Source organism: Exiguobacterium sp. ZOR0005, assembly GCF_000798975.1.
In the GTDB taxonomy this organism is placed as follows: domain Bacteria; phylum Bacillota; class Bacilli; order Exiguobacteriales; family Exiguobacteriaceae; genus Exiguobacterium; species Exiguobacterium aurantiacum.
This window is the reverse complement of the sequence record NZ_JTLB01000014.1, coordinates 15034-31729: the sequence shown is the minus strand read 5'-3', so window position 1 is coordinate 31729 and position 16696 is coordinate 15034. Positions and strand designations below refer to the sequence as shown.

Genomic DNA, 16696 nt, shown 5'->3' with positions numbered 1-16696 from the left:
TTGTTGTAAGCTAAGGAGGACGTATGTTAAAAGTAGCCTACGTCTTCCTAGTTAAATAAAAAACTAATTGTCTAATAGAGGAGGAATCTAGAATGGGTAAAGAAAAATTCGACCGTTCTAAACCGCACGTTAACGTTGGTACTATCGGCCACGTCGACCACGGTAAAACAACTTTGACTGCAGCGATCTCAGCTGTACTTTCAAAAGCACAAGGTAAAGCAGCTACAAAGTTTGACCAAATCGATGGTGCTCCTGAAGAGCGTGAGCGCGGTATCACAATCGCAACTGCTCACATCGAGTACGAAACTGAGAAACGCCACTATGCACACGTTGACTGCCCAGGTCACGCTGACTATGTTAAAAACATGATCACTGGTGCTGCACAAATGGACGGCGCGATCCTCGTTGTTTCTGCAACTGATGGCCCAATGCCACAAACACGTGAGCACATCCTTCTTTCACGTCAAGTAGGTGTTCCTTTCATCGTCGTATTCATGAACAAAGTTGACATGGTCGACGACGAAGAACTCCTCGAGCTCGTTGAGATGGAAATCCGTGAACTTCTTTCTGAGTACGACTTCCCAGGCGACGACCTTCCAGTAATCAAAGGTTCAGCACTTGGCGCGCTTAACGGCGAAGCTCAGTGGGAAGAAAAAATCATGGAACTCATGAACGCTGTTGATGAGTACATCCCTGAGCCAGTTCGTGACACGGACAAAGACTTCATGATGCCAGTTGAGGACGTATTCTCAATCACTGGTCGCGGTACTGTAGCGACTGGTCGTGTTGAGCGTGGTGTTCTCCGCGTCAACGACGAAGTTGAAATCGTTGGTCTTACAGAAGAAACTAAGAAAACTGTATGTACTGGTGTAGAGATGTTCCGTAAGCTTCTCGACTACGCTGAAGCTGGCGACAACATCGGTGCTCTTCTCCGTGGTGTATCACGTGAAGACATCGAGCGTGGACAAGTACTTGCTAAGCCAGGTACAATCACACCGCACTCTAAATTCAAAGCTTCAATCTACGTTCTTTCTAAAGAAGAGGGTGGCCGTCACACGCCATTCTTCGCGAACTACCGTCCGCAGTTCTACTTCCGTACAACTGACGTAACAGGTATCGTTCACCTTCCAGAAGGTACTGAAATGGTAATGCCAGGAGACAACATCGAGTTGACGATCGAATTGATTTCTACAATCGCGATCGAAGACGGAACACGTTTCTCAATCCGTGAGGGTGGCCGTACTGTAGGTGCTGGTTCTGTAACAGAAATCATCGAGTAATCGGTGACGTAAGCAGTCCGCTTTATGCGGACTGCTTTTTTTATTTGCGTTATACATCGTGTTAAAATGGGACATATTGCAGAAGGAAGGAGTGAAGGCGATGATCGCGAAACTCGAAGCGCTCTGTCGATTGAACGGAATCGCATGTCGGATCGGAGGTTCTACTTTGCTCCAACAGTACGGGCTAGTCGAAACGGCGAACGACTTGGACGTCTTTGTTGAACCAGATCAATTTGAACGATTGGACAACGTGCTGAGCCGTGTCGGGGAGAAGCTTGACACAAAACCGGATCCGGATTATATGACGACTTATTTTGGAGAGTATGTGTTCGAAGGCGTGGAGATCGATGTGATGGCAAGCTTTCGAATGAAGTGCACCGACGGGATTTATACGCATCCTTTCATTGAACCGAGAGCCGGATGGATGCGACTAGAAGAGTGGGTCGTCCTTTATAGCGTGATGGGACGAAAAGAAAAAGTGGATTTACTGCATGACTACTTCCAGACAGCCGAGTTAGACGAAACGGTGCTCCAAACGTGCTTGAAACGGGCGCCAGCCTCAGTTGTTGAGAGTGTGATGACGCGCTTCCGTGACCTGATGAAACGCTAGGCGGAGTTGGCACGAGGGTTCGGTTCGAAAATAGTTCAACAAAAGAAGGAAAATAGCTTGCAAAAGGTCAGGAATCTTGTTACATTAGTGAACGTTGAATAACTCATCAGACATCCGGCGCGTTCAAGAAAATCAAATCTTGCAATTCATTTGCAGATTCGATATAATGATTAAGTGTTTGTGCGAGTGGTGAGAGACTTTACAGCAGAAAACGGGTCCAATCGTTGATTTGCAATGATCGGATGCCTCTGCTGACACAAGCACGCTGCGATGAAGCGGGAGGTTATGACACGCCAGGCAGCTTTGCCATGGCCGGTGTGGAAATTTCCGCGGAGAACTGTCTATTTTTAAAATAGGCGACAAAGGAGGGAAACTTACATGGCAAATGAAAAAATCCGTATTCGTTTAAAAGCATACGACCATCGCGTTCTCGATCAATCAGCTGAGAAAATCGTTGAAACTGCGAAGCGTTCAGGTGCAAAGGTTTCGGGACCAATCCCGCTTCCAACTGACAAATCGATCTACACGATCCTTCGTGCGGTTCACAAGTACAAAGATGCTCGTGAGCAGTTCGAGATGCGTACACACAAACGCTTGATCGACATCGTCAACCCAACACCAAAAACGGTTGATGCGCTTATGCGCCTCGAATTACCATCAGGTGTTGACATCGAAATCAAACTTTAATTCTTCATATAGTAGATACTAGCCAGAAGAGACAATAATTATTAAACAGGAGGTGTATCTCATGGCTAAAGGAATCTTAGGAACAAAACTCGGTATGACTCAAATCTTCAACGAAGCAGGCGAAGTCGTACCAGTAACAGTAGTTGCTGTCGAAGGAAACGTCGTGCTTCAACTTAAAACAGTTGAAACAGACGGTTACGAAGCAGTTCAACTCGGTTTCAGCGACGTGAAAGAATCACGTCAAAACAAACCGGCAAAAGGTCACGCTGCGAAAGCAAACGCGACACCTAAGCGCTTCATCAAAGAGATTCGTACTTCAGTAGAAGGATACGAAATCGGTCAAGAGATCAAGGCGGACATTTTCGCTGCAGGTGAATTAGTAGACGTTACAGGTACTTCAAAAGGTAAAGGATTCCAAGGTGCGATCAAGCGTCACGGACAATCACGTGGACCAATGGCTCACGGTTCGCGCTACCACCGTCGTCCTGGTTCGATGGGTCCTGTAGCTCCTAACCGCGTATTCAAAGGGAAACTTCTTCCTGGTCAAATGGGCGGAGAGCGTAAAACGATTCAAAACCTTGAAGTTGTTAAAGTTGACGTGGAACGTGGCCTTGTACTCGTTAAAGGCGCAATCCCAGGCGCTCGCAAGTCGAACGTCATCATCAAAACAGCGGTAAAAGGTAACTAATTAACTGCACGGAAAGGAGGAATTACGAATGCCTAAAGTAGCTTTGCTTAACCAAACAGGTTCACAAGTTGGCGAAATCGAATTGGCAGAAGCCATCTTCGGTATCGAGCCAAACGAATCAGTACTTTATGACGCGATCGTCATGCAACAAGCATCACGCCGTCAAGGTACTCACGATACGAAAGGTCGCTCGGAAGTACGCGGTGGCGGCCGTAAACCATGGAAACAAAAGGGAACTGGTCGTGCGCGCCAAGGTTCGATCCGCTCACCACAATGGGTTGGTGGTGGAACAGTCTTCGGTCCAACTCCACGTTCATACTCTTACAAGCTTCCTAAGAAAGTTCGTCGTCTTGCACTTCTCTCGGCTTTGTCGACGAAAGTACAAAACAACGAAATGATCGTCCTCGAAGGCCTTGCTTTCGATGCACCAAAAACAAAAGATATGGCTGCTGTACTTAACAGCCTTTCAGTAGAACGTAAGGCTCTTGTAGTCACAGCGGACTACAATGAGACTATCGCTCTCGCAGCTCGTAACATCCCAGGAGTGACTGTGATCGAAGCAGCAGGCGTGAACGTTCTTGACCTCGTTGCTAACGACAAAGTCATCTTCACTAAAGATGCGGTTGCGAAGGTAGAGGAGGTGCTTGCATAATGGCTCAAGCATACGATATCATCAAACGCCCGATCATCACTGAACGTTCAGTTAGCCTCATGGAAGCTAACAAATACGTTTTCGAGATCGAAGTTAAAGCGACTAAATCGCAAGTGAAACACGCTATCGAAACAATCTTCAACGTGAAAGTTGCTTCGGTAAACACAATGAACATGAAACCGAAAGCGAAACGTGTCGGTCGTCACTCTGGTTACACATCGCGTCGTAAGAAAGCGATCGTAACTCTTGCTGAAGGCAACACAATCGACTTCCTCGGTTAATTGATTACTTTACAAGAAAAGGAGGGAATCCTCGATGGCAATTAAAAAGTTTAAGCCGACCACTAACGGTCGCCGTAATATGACATCTCTCGACTTTGCAGAGATCACTACGAATCGCCCTGAAAAATCGTTAACTGAAAAGCTTTCGAAAAAAGGCGGACGTAACAACCAAGGTCGTTTGACTGTACGTCACCAAGGTGGCGGACACAAACGTAAATACCGTATCATCGATTTCAAACGTAACAAAGATGGCATCGTCGGACGCGTAGCAACGATCGAGTACGATCCAAACCGTTCAGCGAACATCGCCCTCATCAACTATGCAGATGGTGAGAAACGTTACATCCTCGCTCCTAAAGGGATCAAAGTAGGCATGGAAATCATGGCTGGCCCAGAAGCGGATATCAAAGTAGGGAACGCGTTGCCACTCGCAAACATCCCTGTCGGTACTACTATCCACAACATCGAGCTTAAGCCTGGTAAAGGCGGTCAGCTTGTTCGTGCGGCTGGTGCATCGGCACAAATCCAAGGACGTGACGGCAAGTACGTCATCGTTCGTCTTCAGTCAGGTGAATCACGCTTGTTCCTCGGCACTTGCCGCGCGACAATCGGTTCAGTTGGTAACGAAGAACACGAACTCGTAAACATCGGTAAAGCAGGACGTTCACGTTGGTTAGGCAAACGCCCAACAGTACGTGGTTCTGTAATGAACCCGGTTGATCACCCACACGGTGGTGGTGAAGGTCGTGCGCCAATCGGTCGTTCGGGCCCACTTACTCCTTGGGGTAAACCAGCTCTTGGTCTTAAAACACGTAAGAAAAACAAATCGAGCGACATGTACATCCTTCGTCGCCGTAAGAAATAATCACTACATGATTCTCGGGCGGTTCGAAAGAGCCGTTCCCGAATCATTCCAAAGGGAGGTTCTATCATGGGTCGCAGCTTGAAAAAAGGTCCATTCGCAGATCACCATTTGCTCGCTAAAGTTGACAAACTCAACGAATCTGGTGAAAAGCAAGTTATTAAAACTTGGTCACGTCGCTCGACGATCTTCCCAGAATTCATGGGTCACACGTTCGGTGTACACGATGGTCGTAAACACGTACCAGTATTCGTGACAGAAGACATGGTTGGTCACAAACTTGGTGAGTTCGCTCCAACACGCACGTACAAAGGTCACGGATCAGACAAGAAAACGAAACGGTAATTTGAGGGGAGGTCAAATCCATGCAAGCTAAAGCATCAGCTAATATGGTCCGTCTTGCTCCTCGCAAAGCACGTCTCGTTGTAGACTTAATTCGCGGGAAACAAGTCGGCGAAGCGCTCTCTGTCCTTGCTCACACGAACAAGGCAGCGTCGCCAGTCGTTGAAAAAGTATTGAAGTCGGCGATTGCAAACGCAGAGCACAACTACGATATGAACATTGAGAACCTTGTTGTCACAGAAGCTTTTGTCAACGAAGGTCCAACACTCAAACGCTTCCGCCCACGTGCGATGGGTCGCGCAAGCCGTATTAACAAACGCACAAGCCACATCCACATCGTGGTAACTGAAAAATAAGGAGGGATATGTAGTGGGTCAAAAGGTAAATCCGCACGGTCTTCGCGTTGGTATTATCAAAGACTGGGATTCGCGTTGGTACGCTGAGAAAGACTACGCAGATCTCCTTCATGAAGACTTCGTTATTCGTGAATACATCGAAAACAAAATGAAGGATGCTAGTGTTTCTAAAGTAGAAATCGAGCGCGCTGCAAATCGCGTGAACATTTCGCTTCACACTGCGAAGCCAGGTATGGTTATCGGTAAAGGTGGTTCGGAAATCGAGTCACTCCGTAAAAACATCACGAAACTTGCAGAAGGCAAACGTGTTCACATCAACGTTGTTGAAGTGAAAAACGCGGACGCTGTTGCAAAACTCGTTGCTGAAAACATCGCTCGTCAATTGGAAGGTCGCGTATCTTTCCGTCGTGCAATGAAGCAATCAATCCAACGTTCGATGCGTACAGGCATCAAAGGGATCAAAACAGAAGTTTCTGGTCGTCTTGGTGGCGCTGATATCGCTCGTTCAGAGAAGTACTCGGAAGGAACAGTTCCACTTCACACACTCCGTGCCGACATCGACTACGGAACAGCTGAAGCAGACACAACTTATGGTAAGATCGGAATTAAAGTCTGGTTGTACCATGGTGAAGTTCTTCCAACTAAAAACAACACAGCGAAAAACGCTGAATAATAAACACTCTTTCAGGAAGGAGGCAACACACTATGTTGTTACCTAAACGCGTGAAATATCGTCGTGTACACCGTGGTAAAATGCGCGGGAATGCAAAACGCGGCACAACAGTACATTTCGGTGAATTCGGTCTCCAATCGCTCGAAGCGAGCTGGATCACAAACCGTCAAATCGAATCAGCACGTATCGCAATGACACGTTATATGAAACGTGGTGGTAAAGTGTGGATCAAGATCTTCCCACACAAGCCATACACGAAAAAGCCTCTCGAAGTCCGAATGGGTTCGGGTAAAGGTGCTCCAGAAGGCTGGGTAGCTGTAGTTAAGCCTGGCAAAGTAATGTTCGAAATCGCAGGTGTATCTGAGGAAGTGGCACGTGAGGCGCTTCGTCTTGCATCGCACAAACTTCCAGTCAAATGTAAGTTCGTGAAACGTGAAGAAAATGGTGGTGATACGAATGAAAGCAACTGATCTCCGTCAATCAACAACTGAAGAGCTCAACGGTAAAGTAGGCGAGTGGAAAGAAGAACTCTTTAACCTTCGTTTCCAATTAGCTACAGGTCAGCTTGAGAATCCTGCTCGTATCCGTGAAGTACGCAAGTCGATTGCGCGTGCTAAAACGATTCTTCGTGAACGCGAACTCGGCATCAACAACGGCTAATCTAATCGGATTCTTGAAGAGGAGGTAACACTCATGGAACGCAATCAGCGTAAAGTGCTCACTGGACGCGTCGTGTCTGACAAAATGGACAAAACGATCGTCGTTGCAGTTGAAACAAAAGTACGTCATAAGCTTTATGGTAAACGTGTGAACAGCACGAACAAATTTAAAGCGCATGATGAGAACAATGTCGCTAAGGTTGGCGATATCGTACGCATCGCGGAAACACGTCCACTTTCGAAAGACAAACGTTTCCGTCTCGTAACAGTAATCGAAGAATCAGTAATCATCTAATAACAGTTCGGATCTATAAACATCCGGAGGGAGGTACACTCGCATGATTCAACAAGAATCTCGCTTGAAAGTAGCAGACAACTCTGGCGCGCGTGAACTGTTGACAATTAAAGTCCTCGGTGGTTCAGGTCGTAAGACTGCCAACATCGGTGACATCATCGTCGCGACGGTAAAACAAGCAACACCAGGTGGCGTTGTTAAAAAAGGTGACGTTGTCAGAGCAGTTGTCGTTCGTACAAAACGCGGCGCTCGTCGTAAAGATGGTTCGTACATCCGTTTCGATGAGAACGCAGCAGTCATCATCAAAGATGACAAGAGCCCACGCGGCACACGGATCTTCGGGCCAGTTGCACGTGAACTTCGTGAAAAAGAATTCATGAAGATCGTTTCGTTGGCACCGGAAGTACTTTAATTTCCAATTTCAATCCTATAAGGAGGTGCGCAAACGATGCATGTTAAAAAAGGCGATACAGTCCAGGTAATGTCTGGTAAAGATAAAGGCAAGCAAGGGGTTATCCTCAAAGCGATGCCAAGCAAGAACCGCGTAGTCGTAGAAGGTATCAACGTGATTAAAAAACACTCGAAACCATCACAAGCGAATCCACAAGGCGGTATCCTTGAAATCGAAGCACCAATTCACGTCTCGAACGTCATGCCACTCGACCCGAAAACGGGCAAACCAACTCGTGTTGGTTTCAAAGTAGTCGATGGTAAAAAAGTTCGTGTCGCGAAATCGGGCGAAGTACTCGATAAATAAGAAGAACGTGACGAAAGGAGGTCCATTCGACTATGAACCGTTTGCAAGAGAAGTATAAAAGCGACATCGTGAAAGCGATGATGGATAAATTCAACTATGACTCAGTCATGCAAGTACCGAAGGTCGACAAGATCGTCATCAACATGGGTGTAGGTGACGCTGTTTCGAACTCGAAAGCACTTGATATGGCAGTGGAAGAATTATCAATTCTTTCTGGTCAAAAACCACTCGTAACGAAGGCTAAGAAATCAATCGCTGGTTTCAAACTTCGTGAAGGCATGCCAATCGGTGCGAAAGTAACTCTTCGTGGCGAGCGCATGTACGATTTCCTCGACAAATTGGTAACTGTTTCACTTCCACGTGTACGTGACTTCCGCGGTGTATCGAAGAAAGCATTCGACGGACGCGGTAACTACACGCTTGGCGTGAAAGAGCAACTTATTTTCCCTGAGATCGATTACGATAAAGTCTCTAAAGTACGTGGTATGGATATCGTTGTTGTTACAACAGCGAACACAGACGAAGAAGCACGTGAATTGCTCACACTTCTCGGAATGCCATTCCAAAAATAATCTAAAGGGAGGTCGACAACATGGCTAAAAAGTCAATGGTGAATCGCGAAATCAAACGCGAGAAACTCGTTGCCCAGTACGCTGAGAAACGTGCACAATTGAAAGCTGAAGGCGATTATATCGGACTCAGCAAATTGCCACGTAACTCGTCACCTGTTCGCTTGCACAACCGTTGCAGCATCACAGGTCGTCCACATGGTTACATGGGTAAATTCGGGATCAGCCGTATCAAGTTCCGTGATCTTGCATACAAAGGTCAAATCCCTGGTGTTAAAAAAGCAAGCTGGTAATCCACTAACAGTGTGAAAGGAGGTACATCGCATGGTAATGACAGACCCAATTGCAGATATGCTTACACGTATCCGTAACGCTAACATGGTTCGCCATGAAAAATTGGAGCTTCCAGCTTCTAATATCAAACGTGAGGTTGCAGAGATCCTCAAGCGTGAAGGTTTCATTCGCGATGTTGAATATATCGAGGACGCTAAACAAGGTACACTTCGTCTTTTCCTTAAGTATGGAGCAAGCAACGAACGTGTTATCACTGGTCTCAAACGTATTTCGAAACCAGGTCTTCGTGTATATGCAAAAGCAGATGAAGTACCAAAAGTACTCGGAGGACTCGGTATCGCAGTTCTTTCGACATCAAAAGGTCTTATGACTGATAAAGAAGCTCGCCAACAACAAGTCGGCGGCGAAGTGCTCGCCTACATCTGGTAAGTCACTTTTCTAACAAGAACGGAGGTGTAATCAATGTCACGTATTGGTAAAAAACCAGTTACGATTCCAGCTGGCGTTACTGTAACAGTTGCAGAAGACAACACGGTCACAGTAAAAGGTGCTAAAGGTGAACTTTCGCTTTCAGCTAACCCAGCATTGGAAATCAAAGTTGAAGAGAACGAATTGACTGTCGTTCGTCCGGATGACTCGAAAGAGAACCGTACGATCCACGGTACGACACGTGCCCTTATCGCCAACATGGTGGAAGGTGTGTCTAACGGATTCCAGAAAACACTTGAGATCTCAGGGGTTGGTTACCGTGCTGCTAAGCAAGGGAACAAACTCGTCCTCAGCCTCGGCTACTCGCACCCAATCGAGTACGTTGCTGAAGAAGGCATCGAGATCGAAGTACCTTCAAACACGCAAATCATCGTAAAAGGGATTAACAAAGAGCGCGTCGGTCACGTTGCTGCTCAAATCCGCTCGTACCGTGCTCCAGAACCTTACAAAGGTAAAGGTGTTCGTTACTCTGATGAACGTATTCGCCGTAAAGAAGGTAAGACTGGTAAGTAATTCGTCACGAAATGAACGGAAAGGAGTGGCATAAATGATCACAAAAGCAGATAAAAATGCAGTTCGTAAAAAGCGTCATGCTCGTGTACGTCGTACGATCACGGGGACAGCAGCTCGTCCACGTTTGAACGTATTCCGCTCAAGCAAACACATTTACGTACAACTCATCGATGACGCGTCACAAACAACGCTTGTGTCAGCATCTTCGAAAGATAAAGCTCTCGATCTTACAAACGGTGGTAACGTTGAAGCAGCGAAAGCTGTCGGTAAACTTGCTGCTGAACGTGCACTCGAGAAAGGTATCGACACTGTTGTGTTCGACCGTGGTGGATACCTCTATCATGGCCGCGTCAAAGCTGTTGCTGAAGCAGCTCGTGAAGCAGGTCTTAAATTCTAATAAAAAGGAGGGGACACTCGATGCGCCAGTTAGACGTTAACATGGAACAACTCGAAGAACGCGTTGTTACCGTAAACCGCGTCGCGAAAGTCGTGAAAGGTGGCCGTCGCTTCCGTTTCGCCGCTCTCGTAGTCGTAGGTGACAAGAATGGTCACGTCGGTTTCGGTACAGGTAAGGCACAAGAGGTGCCAGAAGCGATCCGTAAGGCTATTGAAGCCGCTAAGAAAAACATGGTTCAAGTACCAATGGTCGGTACAACAATTCCACACGAAATCACAGGAGTATTCGGAGCAGGTCGTGTATTCATGAAACCAGCTTCTGAAGGTACTGGGGTTATCGCAGGTGGTCCGGTTCGTGCCGTACTCGAACTTGCAGGTGTAGGTGACATCCTTTCGAAATCGTTAGGTTCTAACACACCAATCAACATCGTCCGCGCGACGGTTAAAGGCTTGACAGAGCTTAAAAAAGCAGAGGAAGTTGCTAAACTACGCGGTAAAAGCGTAGAAGAACTTCTTAAATAAGGGAGGGAACTAGACATGGCGAAACTCGCAATCACCCTCACACGCAGCATTATTGGCCGTCCTGAGGATCAGCGTGTAACAGTACGTACACTTGGTCTTCGCAAAATGCATCAGACAGTCGTTGTCCCTGACAACGTCGCGATGCGCGGTATGGTCAAAAAAGTGTCGCACCTTGTGACTGTAAAAGAAATCAACGAATAATCAAACGATCTTAATAAATAAGGAGGTGCCACTATGAAACTCCATGAATTGAAGCCAACTCCAGGTTCACGTCACGAACGCAACCGTGTCGGTCGCGGTATGGCGACTGGTAACGGTAAAACTTCTGGCCGTGGACACAAAGGTCAAAAAGCTCGTTCGGGCGGTGGCGTTCGTCCAGGATTTGAAGGTGGGCAAAACCCACTTTACCGTCGTCTTCCAAAACGCGGTTTCAACAACCCTACTCGTAAAGAGTATGCAGTTGTTTCCCTAGACACGCTTAACCGTTTCGAGGCAGGTACTGAAGTTACTCCAGAACTCTTAATCGAGACTGGTGTTGTCAGCTCTGCTAAAGACGGGATCAAAGTACTTGCTAACGGCAAGCTTGAAACGAAATTGACTGTAAAAGCCAACAAATTCTCGGGTGCAGCGAAAGAAGCGATCGAAGCAGCTGGCGGTTCAGTTGAGGTGATCTGATGTTTCAGACGATCTCCAATATGTGGCGCGTGAAAGATATTCGACAGCGTATTCTCTTCACACTCGCAATCATCATCATTTTCCGCATCGGGGCCCATATCCCGGTGCCGATGGTGAATACGGATGTGTTGCGTTTTGACTCAGGTGGTCTTTTAGACTTCTTGAACTTGTTTGGAGGAAATGCTTTACAGAACTTCTCCCTGTTCGCAATGGGGATCATGCCGTACATTACGGCATCGATCGTCGTGCAACTCTTACAAATGGACGTCGTACCGAAGTTTGCCGAATGGGCGAAACAAGGTGAGGCGGGTCGTAAGAAGTTAGCGACGGTCACGCGCTATGGAACGATCATCTTAGGATTTATTCAAGCGACATCATTGTCGTTCGGATTCAACCGTCTCTACCCAGGTCTCGTCAATGAGACGTGGGGAACGGCGACCTACTTTGTGATCGCGATTGTACTCACTGCAGGTACAGCGTTCTTGATGTTCTTAGGTGAGATGACGACGGAGAAAGGTGTTGGGAATGGTATTTCCATCATCATCTTCGCCGGTATCATCGCTGGGTTCCCAAGAATCTTCACGCAGATTTATGAAACGAAACTCCAAAATGCTGGAGATGCGTTATTCATTAACATTGTTTACTTGGTTGTATTGGCGTTGGTCATTTTGGCTGTGACGGTTGGGATCATTTATGTTCAACAAGCGGCGCGCAAAATCCCGATTCAATATGCGAAGCGCACGGCGAACCGTACCCCAGTGGGCGGTCAGTCGACGCACTTGCCGATCAAGCTAAACGCGGCTGGTGTTATCCCGGTTATCTTCGCGATTTCCTTCATGGTGACACCGCCAACTGTTGCAAGCTTCATTGCTTCTCCGGAAACGACGCAAAAGTTGCAGACTTACTTTGATACGACAGCTCCAATCGGAATGTCGATCTATGTAGCGCTCATCATCGCGTTCGCTTACTTCTATACGTTTGTTCAGGTCAACCCGGAACAAATGGCAGAAAACCTGCAGAAGCAAGGTGGTTATATTCCTGGGATTCGTCCTGGGGCGCAAACAGAACAGTACATCACGAAGTTGCTCTATCGATTGACTTTCTTCGGAGCGATCTTCTTATCGCTCGTCGCGATCATGCCGACAATCTTCATTAAGCTTGCCGGTCTTCCAACTTCGGTGCAAATCGGAGGGACGAGCTTGTTGATCGTCATCGGGGTAGCCCTCGAAACGATGAAACAAATCGAAAGCCAACTCGTAAAACGACACTACAAAGGCTTTATCCGTTAAAGCGGAAGGAAGGGTGAACCCTTCCTTCCTGTCGTGTTACGACCTGTTCGTGAAAAACAAAACTGGAGGCTAACTGAGATGAATCTAGTACTCATGGGCTTACCGGGTGCAGGGAAAGGGACTCAAGCGGCTAAAATCGTCGAAGAGTATCAAATCCCACACATTTCGACAGGCGACATGTTTCGTGCGGCAATCAAAGGCGGAACGCCACTCGGAAAAGAAGCAAAATCGTTCATGGATAAAGGTGAACTCGTACCGGATGAGGTAACAATCGGAATCGTACGTGAGCGCTTGAGTCAAGATGATACGAAAAACGGCTTCTTGCTCGATGGATTCCCGCGTACTGTTGCTCAAGCAGAGGCACTCGAAAGTTTGCTTAAAGATTTGGGAAAACAGATTGACCACGTCGTCAACATTGATGTGGATGCGGAAATTCTCGTTCCGCGTTTGACAGGTCGTTGGATCTGCCCGACGTGTGGAGCGACATATCATGTGATCTTCAACCCACCAAAAGTGGAAGGCATCTGTGATGTGGATGGGTCGGCACTCATGCAACGTGAAGACGATAAAGAGGAAACGGTCCGCCGTCGCCTTGACGTCAACATCGAGCAATCGAAACCACTCATTGACTTTTACGCTAAAAAAGGGTATCTTCGTACATTGGATGGAGATCGTCCAATCGATGTTGTTTATGCCGATGTCAAAGCGTTACTCGGTGATACTGAATGATCATCACGAAGACGCCTCGTGAAATTGCGATTATGCGTGAGGCTGGGCAAATTGTTGCTCGAACGCACCAGGTGCTCAAAGAGCATATCAAACCAGGAATCACGACGCTTGACCTCGATCGGATTGCGGAAGATTACATTCGCAGCCAAGGTGCAACACCTTCGTTCAAAGGCTACAACGGGTTTACCGGTAGTGTTTGCGCGTCGGTGAATGAAGAACTTGTTCATGGCATTCCCGGAAAGCGGGTATTGAACGACGGAGATATTATCTCCATCGACATCGGTGCTCACTATAACGGATACCATGGAGACTCGGCTTGGACTTATCCAGTCGGGACAATCTCGGAAGAGACACAGCGGTTACTTGACGTAACTGAAGAAAGTCTGTATAAAGGATTGGAGCACGCCAAGGCTGGGCAACGATTAACGGATATCTCACATGCGATTCAAGCGTATGTCGAGTCACACGATTTTTCGGTCGTCCGCGAATACGTCGGTCATGGTGTTGGACAAAATTTGCATGAAGAACCGCAAATCCCACACTATGGTCCACCGGGGAAAGGGCCACGCCTGAAGACTGGAATGACGTTAGCTATCGAACCGATGGTGAACGCTGGTCAACGCTATGTTCGAACACTGGCTGACAACTGGACAGTTGTGACAGTGGACGGTAGCATGTGCGCCCACTTTGAGCACACCATCGCCATCACAGACGATGGATACGAGATTTTAACGAAACTCGATTCCGGTGAATGAGGCTCTATTGCTTCGTGCTGATCCGTTACGGATCCTTCTCTCACAGTACAATGCGATAGATCGTCTGTGCTCCTAAATATCTTCATATAGAAAGGGGAATAAATGATGGCGAAACAAGATGTCATTGAAGTGGAAGGCACTGTTGTCGAACCACTTCCAAACGCAATGTTTAAAGTGGAGTTAGAAAACGGCCACACGGTGCTCGCGCACGTCTCAGGGAAAATTCGGATGCACTACATTCGAATCCTTCCAGGTGACCGCGTAACTGTCGAGTTGTCTCCGTACGACTTGACTCGCGGGCGGATTACGTACCGTTACAAGTAACTCCGATTTTTCCAGGAGGAGGGTATAATCATGAAAGTAAGACCGTCGGTAAAACCGATCTGCGAAAAATGTAAAGTTATTCGTCGTAAGGGTAAAGTAATGGTAATTTGCGAAAACCCGAAACACAAACAAAAACAAGGTTAATCTAAGAGGAGGTGCACACATGGCACGTATTGCTGGTGTAGATATTCCACGCGAAAAACGTATCGTTATTTCGCTCACATACATCTTTGGTATTGGTAAAACAAGAGCACAAGAAATTTTGAAGGCTGCAAACGTATCTGAAGATTCGCGCACACGTGATTTGACAGAGGACGAAATCAACCGTATCCGTGAAGCAATCGACGGAATCAAAGTTGAAGGTGACCTTCGTCGTGAAGTTTCACTCAACATTAAGCGTTTGATCGAAATCGGCGCATATCGCGGTGTCCGTCACCGTCGTAGTCTCCCTGTTCGCGGTCAAAACACGAAGAACAACTCGCGTACTCGTAAAGGCCCACGCCGTACAGTAGCGAACAAGAAGAAGTAAAGGAGGGAATTGAACAATGGCGAAACGTAAGCAAAACGTACGTTCTAAACGTAAAGTTAAAAAACATGTTGAAGTCGGTGTGGTACACATCCGTTCTACATTCAACAACACAATCATCACTATCACTGATACGCAAGGTAACGCGATCTCATGGGCTACTTCTGGTAACCTTGGATTTAAAGGATCACGTAAATCGACTCCGTTCGCAGCACAATTGGCTGCTGAAACTGCAGCGAAAGTTGCAATGGACAACGGTATGCGTACAGTAGAAGTTAACGTTAAAGGTCCTGGTGCTGGACGTGAAGCGGCTATCCGTGCCCTCCAAGCTACTGGTCTTGAAGTAACTGCAATCCGTGACGTAACTCCAGTTCCGCACAACGGTTGCCGCCCTCCAAAACGTCGCCGCGTATAATCGCTTGAGCGTGTGATGGGCTTACCTAGCACGGACAGCATATACAATGCAGTGCAAGCTGCATGGCAGGATACACTCAAGGAGGGGTTCAGATGATCGAGATTGAAAAACCAAAGATCGAAACGGTCGAAATCAGCGAGGATGCTACGTTTGGTAAATTCGTAGTCGAACCGCTTGAACGTGGATATGGCACGACTCTCGGTAACTCACTGCGTCGAATTTTATTGTCATCGCTCCCTGGTGCAGCGGTAACGGCAGTACAAATCGATGGCGTGCTTCACGAGTTCTCTACGATTGACGGTGTCGTCGAAGACGTCACACAAATCGTATTAAACCTGAAGAAGTTAGCGCTCAAAGTGTACTCGGACGAAGAGAAGACGCTTGAGATTAATGTTTCAAGTGCCGGTGCTGTCACTGCGGCAGACATTACCCATGATAGCGACGTTGAAATCTTGAATCCTGAGCTCCACATCGCGACTCTCGCTGACAACGCGACGCTTCGCATGCGTTTGACTGCTCGCCGTGGTCGTGGTTACGTCCAGGCAGAAGATAACAAACGTGATGATATGCCGATTGGTGTCATTCCAATCGATTCGATCTACACACCGATTCAACGCGTGAACTACGAAGTAGACAAAACACGTGTCGGTCAAGACGCTAGCTTCGATAAGCTTCTATTAGACGTGTGGACAGATGGTTCAATCCGTCCGGAAGAAGCGGTATCGCTCGGGGCGAAAATTTTGACAGAACACTTGAACATCTTTGTTGGCTTGACTGACGAAGCTCTCAATGCAGAAATTATGGTCGAGAAAGAAGAAGACCAAAAAGAAAAAGTACTCGAAATGACGATTGAAGAACTCGATCTCTCAGTTCGTTCGTACAACTGCTTGAAGCGCGCTGGCATCAACACTGTTCAAGAACTCGCAAACAAATCTGAGGAAGAGATGATGAAAGTCCGTAACCTCGGACGTAAATCACTCGAAGAAGTTCAACTCAAGTTGGACGAGCTCGGTTTGGGCTTGCGTAAAGAAGACTAAGTTCAACCGAAGGAGGGAAAT

Annotated in this window: 31 protein-coding genes; all 31 read left to right on the top strand. The window is 47.2% G+C overall.

The features are described 5' to 3' along the window. Positions 1 to 92 precede the first annotated feature (92 nt). The 31 genes from tuf (at position 93) to L971_RS06255 (ending at position 16675) form a co-directional block, all read left to right on the top strand. The gene (tuf, locus tag L971_RS06405; protein ID WP_024372180.1) at positions 93 to 1280 is read left to right on the top strand and encodes an elongation factor Tu; all 1188 of its coding nucleotides are present in this window, start codon (positions 93 to 95) and stop codon (positions 1278 to 1280) included. Positions 1281 to 1380: 100 nt separating this feature from the next. Beyond that, positions 1381 to 1890: a hypothetical protein gene (locus L971_RS14815; protein WP_051638856.1), complete on the top strand. Its 510-nt coding sequence runs from the start codon at positions 1381 to 1383 to the stop codon at positions 1888 to 1890. Positions 1891 to 2268: 378 nt separating this feature from the next. Beyond that, the gene (gene rpsJ / locus L971_RS06395; RefSeq protein WP_016508894.1) at positions 2269 to 2577 is read left to right on the top strand and encodes a 30S ribosomal protein S10; all 309 of its coding nucleotides are present in this window, start codon (positions 2269 to 2271) and stop codon (positions 2575 to 2577) included. Between the two features lie 61 nt (positions 2578 to 2638). Next, positions 2639 to 3265, top strand: coding sequence for a 50S ribosomal protein L3 (gene rplC / locus L971_RS06390; RefSeq protein WP_024372182.1), 627 nt, complete (start codon positions 2639 to 2641; stop codon positions 3263 to 3265). Between the two features lie 28 nt (positions 3266 to 3293). Next, on the top strand, positions 3294 to 3917 hold the full coding sequence (gene rplD / locus L971_RS06385) for a 50S ribosomal protein L4 (RefSeq protein ID WP_024372183.1): 624 nt from the start codon (positions 3294 to 3296) through the stop codon (positions 3915 to 3917). After that, a complete protein-coding gene (gene rplW, locus L971_RS06380; RefSeq protein ID WP_024372184.1) occupies positions 3917 to 4198 on the top strand; it encodes a 50S ribosomal protein L23 in 282 nt (93 codons plus the stop codon). Before rplD ends, rplW begins: the two co-directional genes overlap by 1 nt. A 34-nt stretch (positions 4199 to 4232) precedes the next feature. Continuing rightward, entirely contained in the window at positions 4233 to 5063 is an 831-nt protein-coding gene (gene rplB / locus L971_RS06375; RefSeq protein ID WP_024372185.1) for a 50S ribosomal protein L2, read from the top strand. Between the two features lie 66 nt (positions 5064 to 5129). Continuing rightward, positions 5130 to 5405, top strand: coding sequence for a 30S ribosomal protein S19 (gene rpsS / locus L971_RS06370; RefSeq protein ID WP_012727673.1), 276 nt, complete (start codon positions 5130 to 5132; stop codon positions 5403 to 5405). 20 nt (positions 5406 to 5425) lie between these two features. After that, a complete protein-coding gene (gene rplV / locus L971_RS06365) occupies positions 5426 to 5758 on the top strand; it encodes a 50S ribosomal protein L22 (RefSeq protein ID WP_024372186.1) in 333 nt (110 codons plus the stop codon). Positions 5759 to 5771: 13 nt separating this feature from the next. After that, positions 5772 to 6431, top strand: coding sequence for a 30S ribosomal protein S3 (rpsC, locus tag L971_RS06360; RefSeq protein ID WP_024372187.1), 660 nt, complete (start codon positions 5772 to 5774; stop codon positions 6429 to 6431). A 32-nt stretch (positions 6432 to 6463) separates the two neighbouring features. Next, entirely contained in the window at positions 6464 to 6901 is a 438-nt protein-coding gene (gene rplP / locus L971_RS06355) for a 50S ribosomal protein L16 (protein WP_047375005.1), read from the top strand. Next, positions 6888 to 7091, top strand: a complete 204-nt coding sequence (rpmC, locus tag L971_RS06350) for a 50S ribosomal protein L29 (protein ID WP_012727669.1) — start codon at positions 6888 to 6890, stop codon at positions 7089 to 7091. Before rplP ends, rpmC begins: the two co-directional genes overlap by 14 nt. 33 nt (positions 7092 to 7124) lie before the next feature. Beyond that, on the top strand, positions 7125 to 7385 hold the full coding sequence (rpsQ, locus tag L971_RS06345; RefSeq protein ID WP_024372188.1) for a 30S ribosomal protein S17: 261 nt from the start codon (positions 7125 to 7127) through the stop codon (positions 7383 to 7385). Between the two features lie 43 nt (positions 7386 to 7428). After that, positions 7429 to 7797, top strand: coding sequence for a 50S ribosomal protein L14 (gene rplN / locus L971_RS06340; protein ID WP_012727667.1), 369 nt, complete (start codon positions 7429 to 7431; stop codon positions 7795 to 7797). Positions 7798 to 7833: 36 nt separating this feature from the next. Continuing rightward, entirely contained in the window at positions 7834 to 8142 is a 309-nt protein-coding gene (rplX, locus tag L971_RS06335; protein WP_021066612.1) for a 50S ribosomal protein L24, read from the top strand. 32 nt (positions 8143 to 8174) lie between these two features. After that, positions 8175 to 8714 (top strand): 50S ribosomal protein L5, encoded by a 540-nt coding sequence (gene rplE / locus L971_RS06330; protein WP_024372189.1) that lies wholly within the window; start codon positions 8175 to 8177, stop codon positions 8712 to 8714. A 20-nt stretch (positions 8715 to 8734) separates the two neighbouring features. Then, a complete protein-coding gene (rpsN, locus tag L971_RS06325; protein WP_024372190.1) occupies positions 8735 to 9004 on the top strand; it encodes a 30S ribosomal protein S14 in 270 nt (89 codons plus the stop codon). A 31-nt stretch (positions 9005 to 9035) separates the two neighbouring features. After that, positions 9036 to 9434 carry a 30S ribosomal protein S8 gene (gene rpsH, locus L971_RS06320; protein ID WP_021066614.1) on the top strand — a complete coding sequence of 133 codons (399 nt, stop codon included), beginning with the start codon at positions 9036 to 9038 and terminating at the stop codon, positions 9432 to 9434. A 33-nt stretch (positions 9435 to 9467) separates the two neighbouring features. Continuing rightward, complete coding sequence (gene rplF, locus L971_RS06315) at positions 9468 to 10007, top strand: 50S ribosomal protein L6 (protein WP_024372191.1); 540 nt, start codon at positions 9468 to 9470, stop codon at positions 10005 to 10007. Positions 10008 to 10041: 34 nt separating this feature from the next. Further along, a complete protein-coding gene (gene rplR / locus L971_RS06310; protein ID WP_024372192.1) occupies positions 10042 to 10404 on the top strand; it encodes a 50S ribosomal protein L18 in 363 nt (120 codons plus the stop codon). A 20-nt stretch (positions 10405 to 10424) separates the two neighbouring features. Continuing rightward, positions 10425 to 10925: a 30S ribosomal protein S5 gene (gene rpsE, locus L971_RS06305; RefSeq protein ID WP_021066616.1), complete on the top strand. Its 501-nt coding sequence runs from the start codon at positions 10425 to 10427 to the stop codon at positions 10923 to 10925. Between the two features lie 15 nt (positions 10926 to 10940). Continuing rightward, a complete protein-coding gene (gene rpmD / locus L971_RS06300; RefSeq protein ID WP_024372193.1) occupies positions 10941 to 11126 on the top strand; it encodes a 50S ribosomal protein L30 in 186 nt (61 codons plus the stop codon). A 33-nt stretch (positions 11127 to 11159) separates the two neighbouring features. Beyond that, positions 11160 to 11600: a 50S ribosomal protein L15 gene (rplO, locus tag L971_RS06295; protein WP_021066618.1), complete on the top strand. Its 441-nt coding sequence runs from the start codon at positions 11160 to 11162 to the stop codon at positions 11598 to 11600. After that, positions 11600 to 12889 (top strand): preprotein translocase subunit SecY, encoded by a 1290-nt coding sequence (gene secY / locus L971_RS06290; RefSeq protein WP_024372194.1) that lies wholly within the window; start codon positions 11600 to 11602, stop codon positions 12887 to 12889. Before rplO ends, secY begins: the two co-directional genes overlap by 1 nt. A 78-nt stretch (positions 12890 to 12967) precedes the next feature. After that, positions 12968 to 13618, top strand: a complete 651-nt coding sequence (locus L971_RS06285) for an adenylate kinase (RefSeq protein ID WP_024372195.1) — start codon at positions 12968 to 12970, stop codon at positions 13616 to 13618. Next, complete coding sequence (map, locus tag L971_RS06280) at positions 13615 to 14373, top strand: type I methionyl aminopeptidase (RefSeq protein WP_024372196.1); 759 nt, start codon at positions 13615 to 13617, stop codon at positions 14371 to 14373. Before L971_RS06285 ends, map begins: the two co-directional genes overlap by 4 nt. A 105-nt stretch (positions 14374 to 14478) precedes the next feature. Further along, entirely contained in the window at positions 14479 to 14697 is a 219-nt protein-coding gene (gene infA, locus L971_RS06275; protein ID WP_021066622.1) for a translation initiation factor IF-1, read from the top strand. A 30-nt stretch (positions 14698 to 14727) separates the two neighbouring features. Next, on the top strand, positions 14728 to 14841 hold the full coding sequence (rpmJ, locus tag L971_RS06270) for a 50S ribosomal protein L36 (protein ID WP_003156543.1): 114 nt from the start codon (positions 14728 to 14730) through the stop codon (positions 14839 to 14841). A 19-nt stretch (positions 14842 to 14860) separates the two neighbouring features. Then, positions 14861 to 15226, top strand: coding sequence for a 30S ribosomal protein S13 (gene rpsM / locus L971_RS06265; protein ID WP_024372197.1), 366 nt, complete (start codon positions 14861 to 14863; stop codon positions 15224 to 15226). 16 nt (positions 15227 to 15242) lie between these two features. Then, a complete protein-coding gene (rpsK, locus tag L971_RS06260; RefSeq protein ID WP_021066624.1) occupies positions 15243 to 15638 on the top strand; it encodes a 30S ribosomal protein S11 in 396 nt (131 codons plus the stop codon). A gap of 92 nt (positions 15639 to 15730) precedes the next feature. Further along, positions 15731 to 16675, top strand: coding sequence for a DNA-directed RNA polymerase subunit alpha (locus tag L971_RS06255; protein WP_021066625.1), 945 nt, complete (start codon positions 15731 to 15733; stop codon positions 16673 to 16675). Positions 16676 to 16696 lie beyond the last annotated feature (21 nt).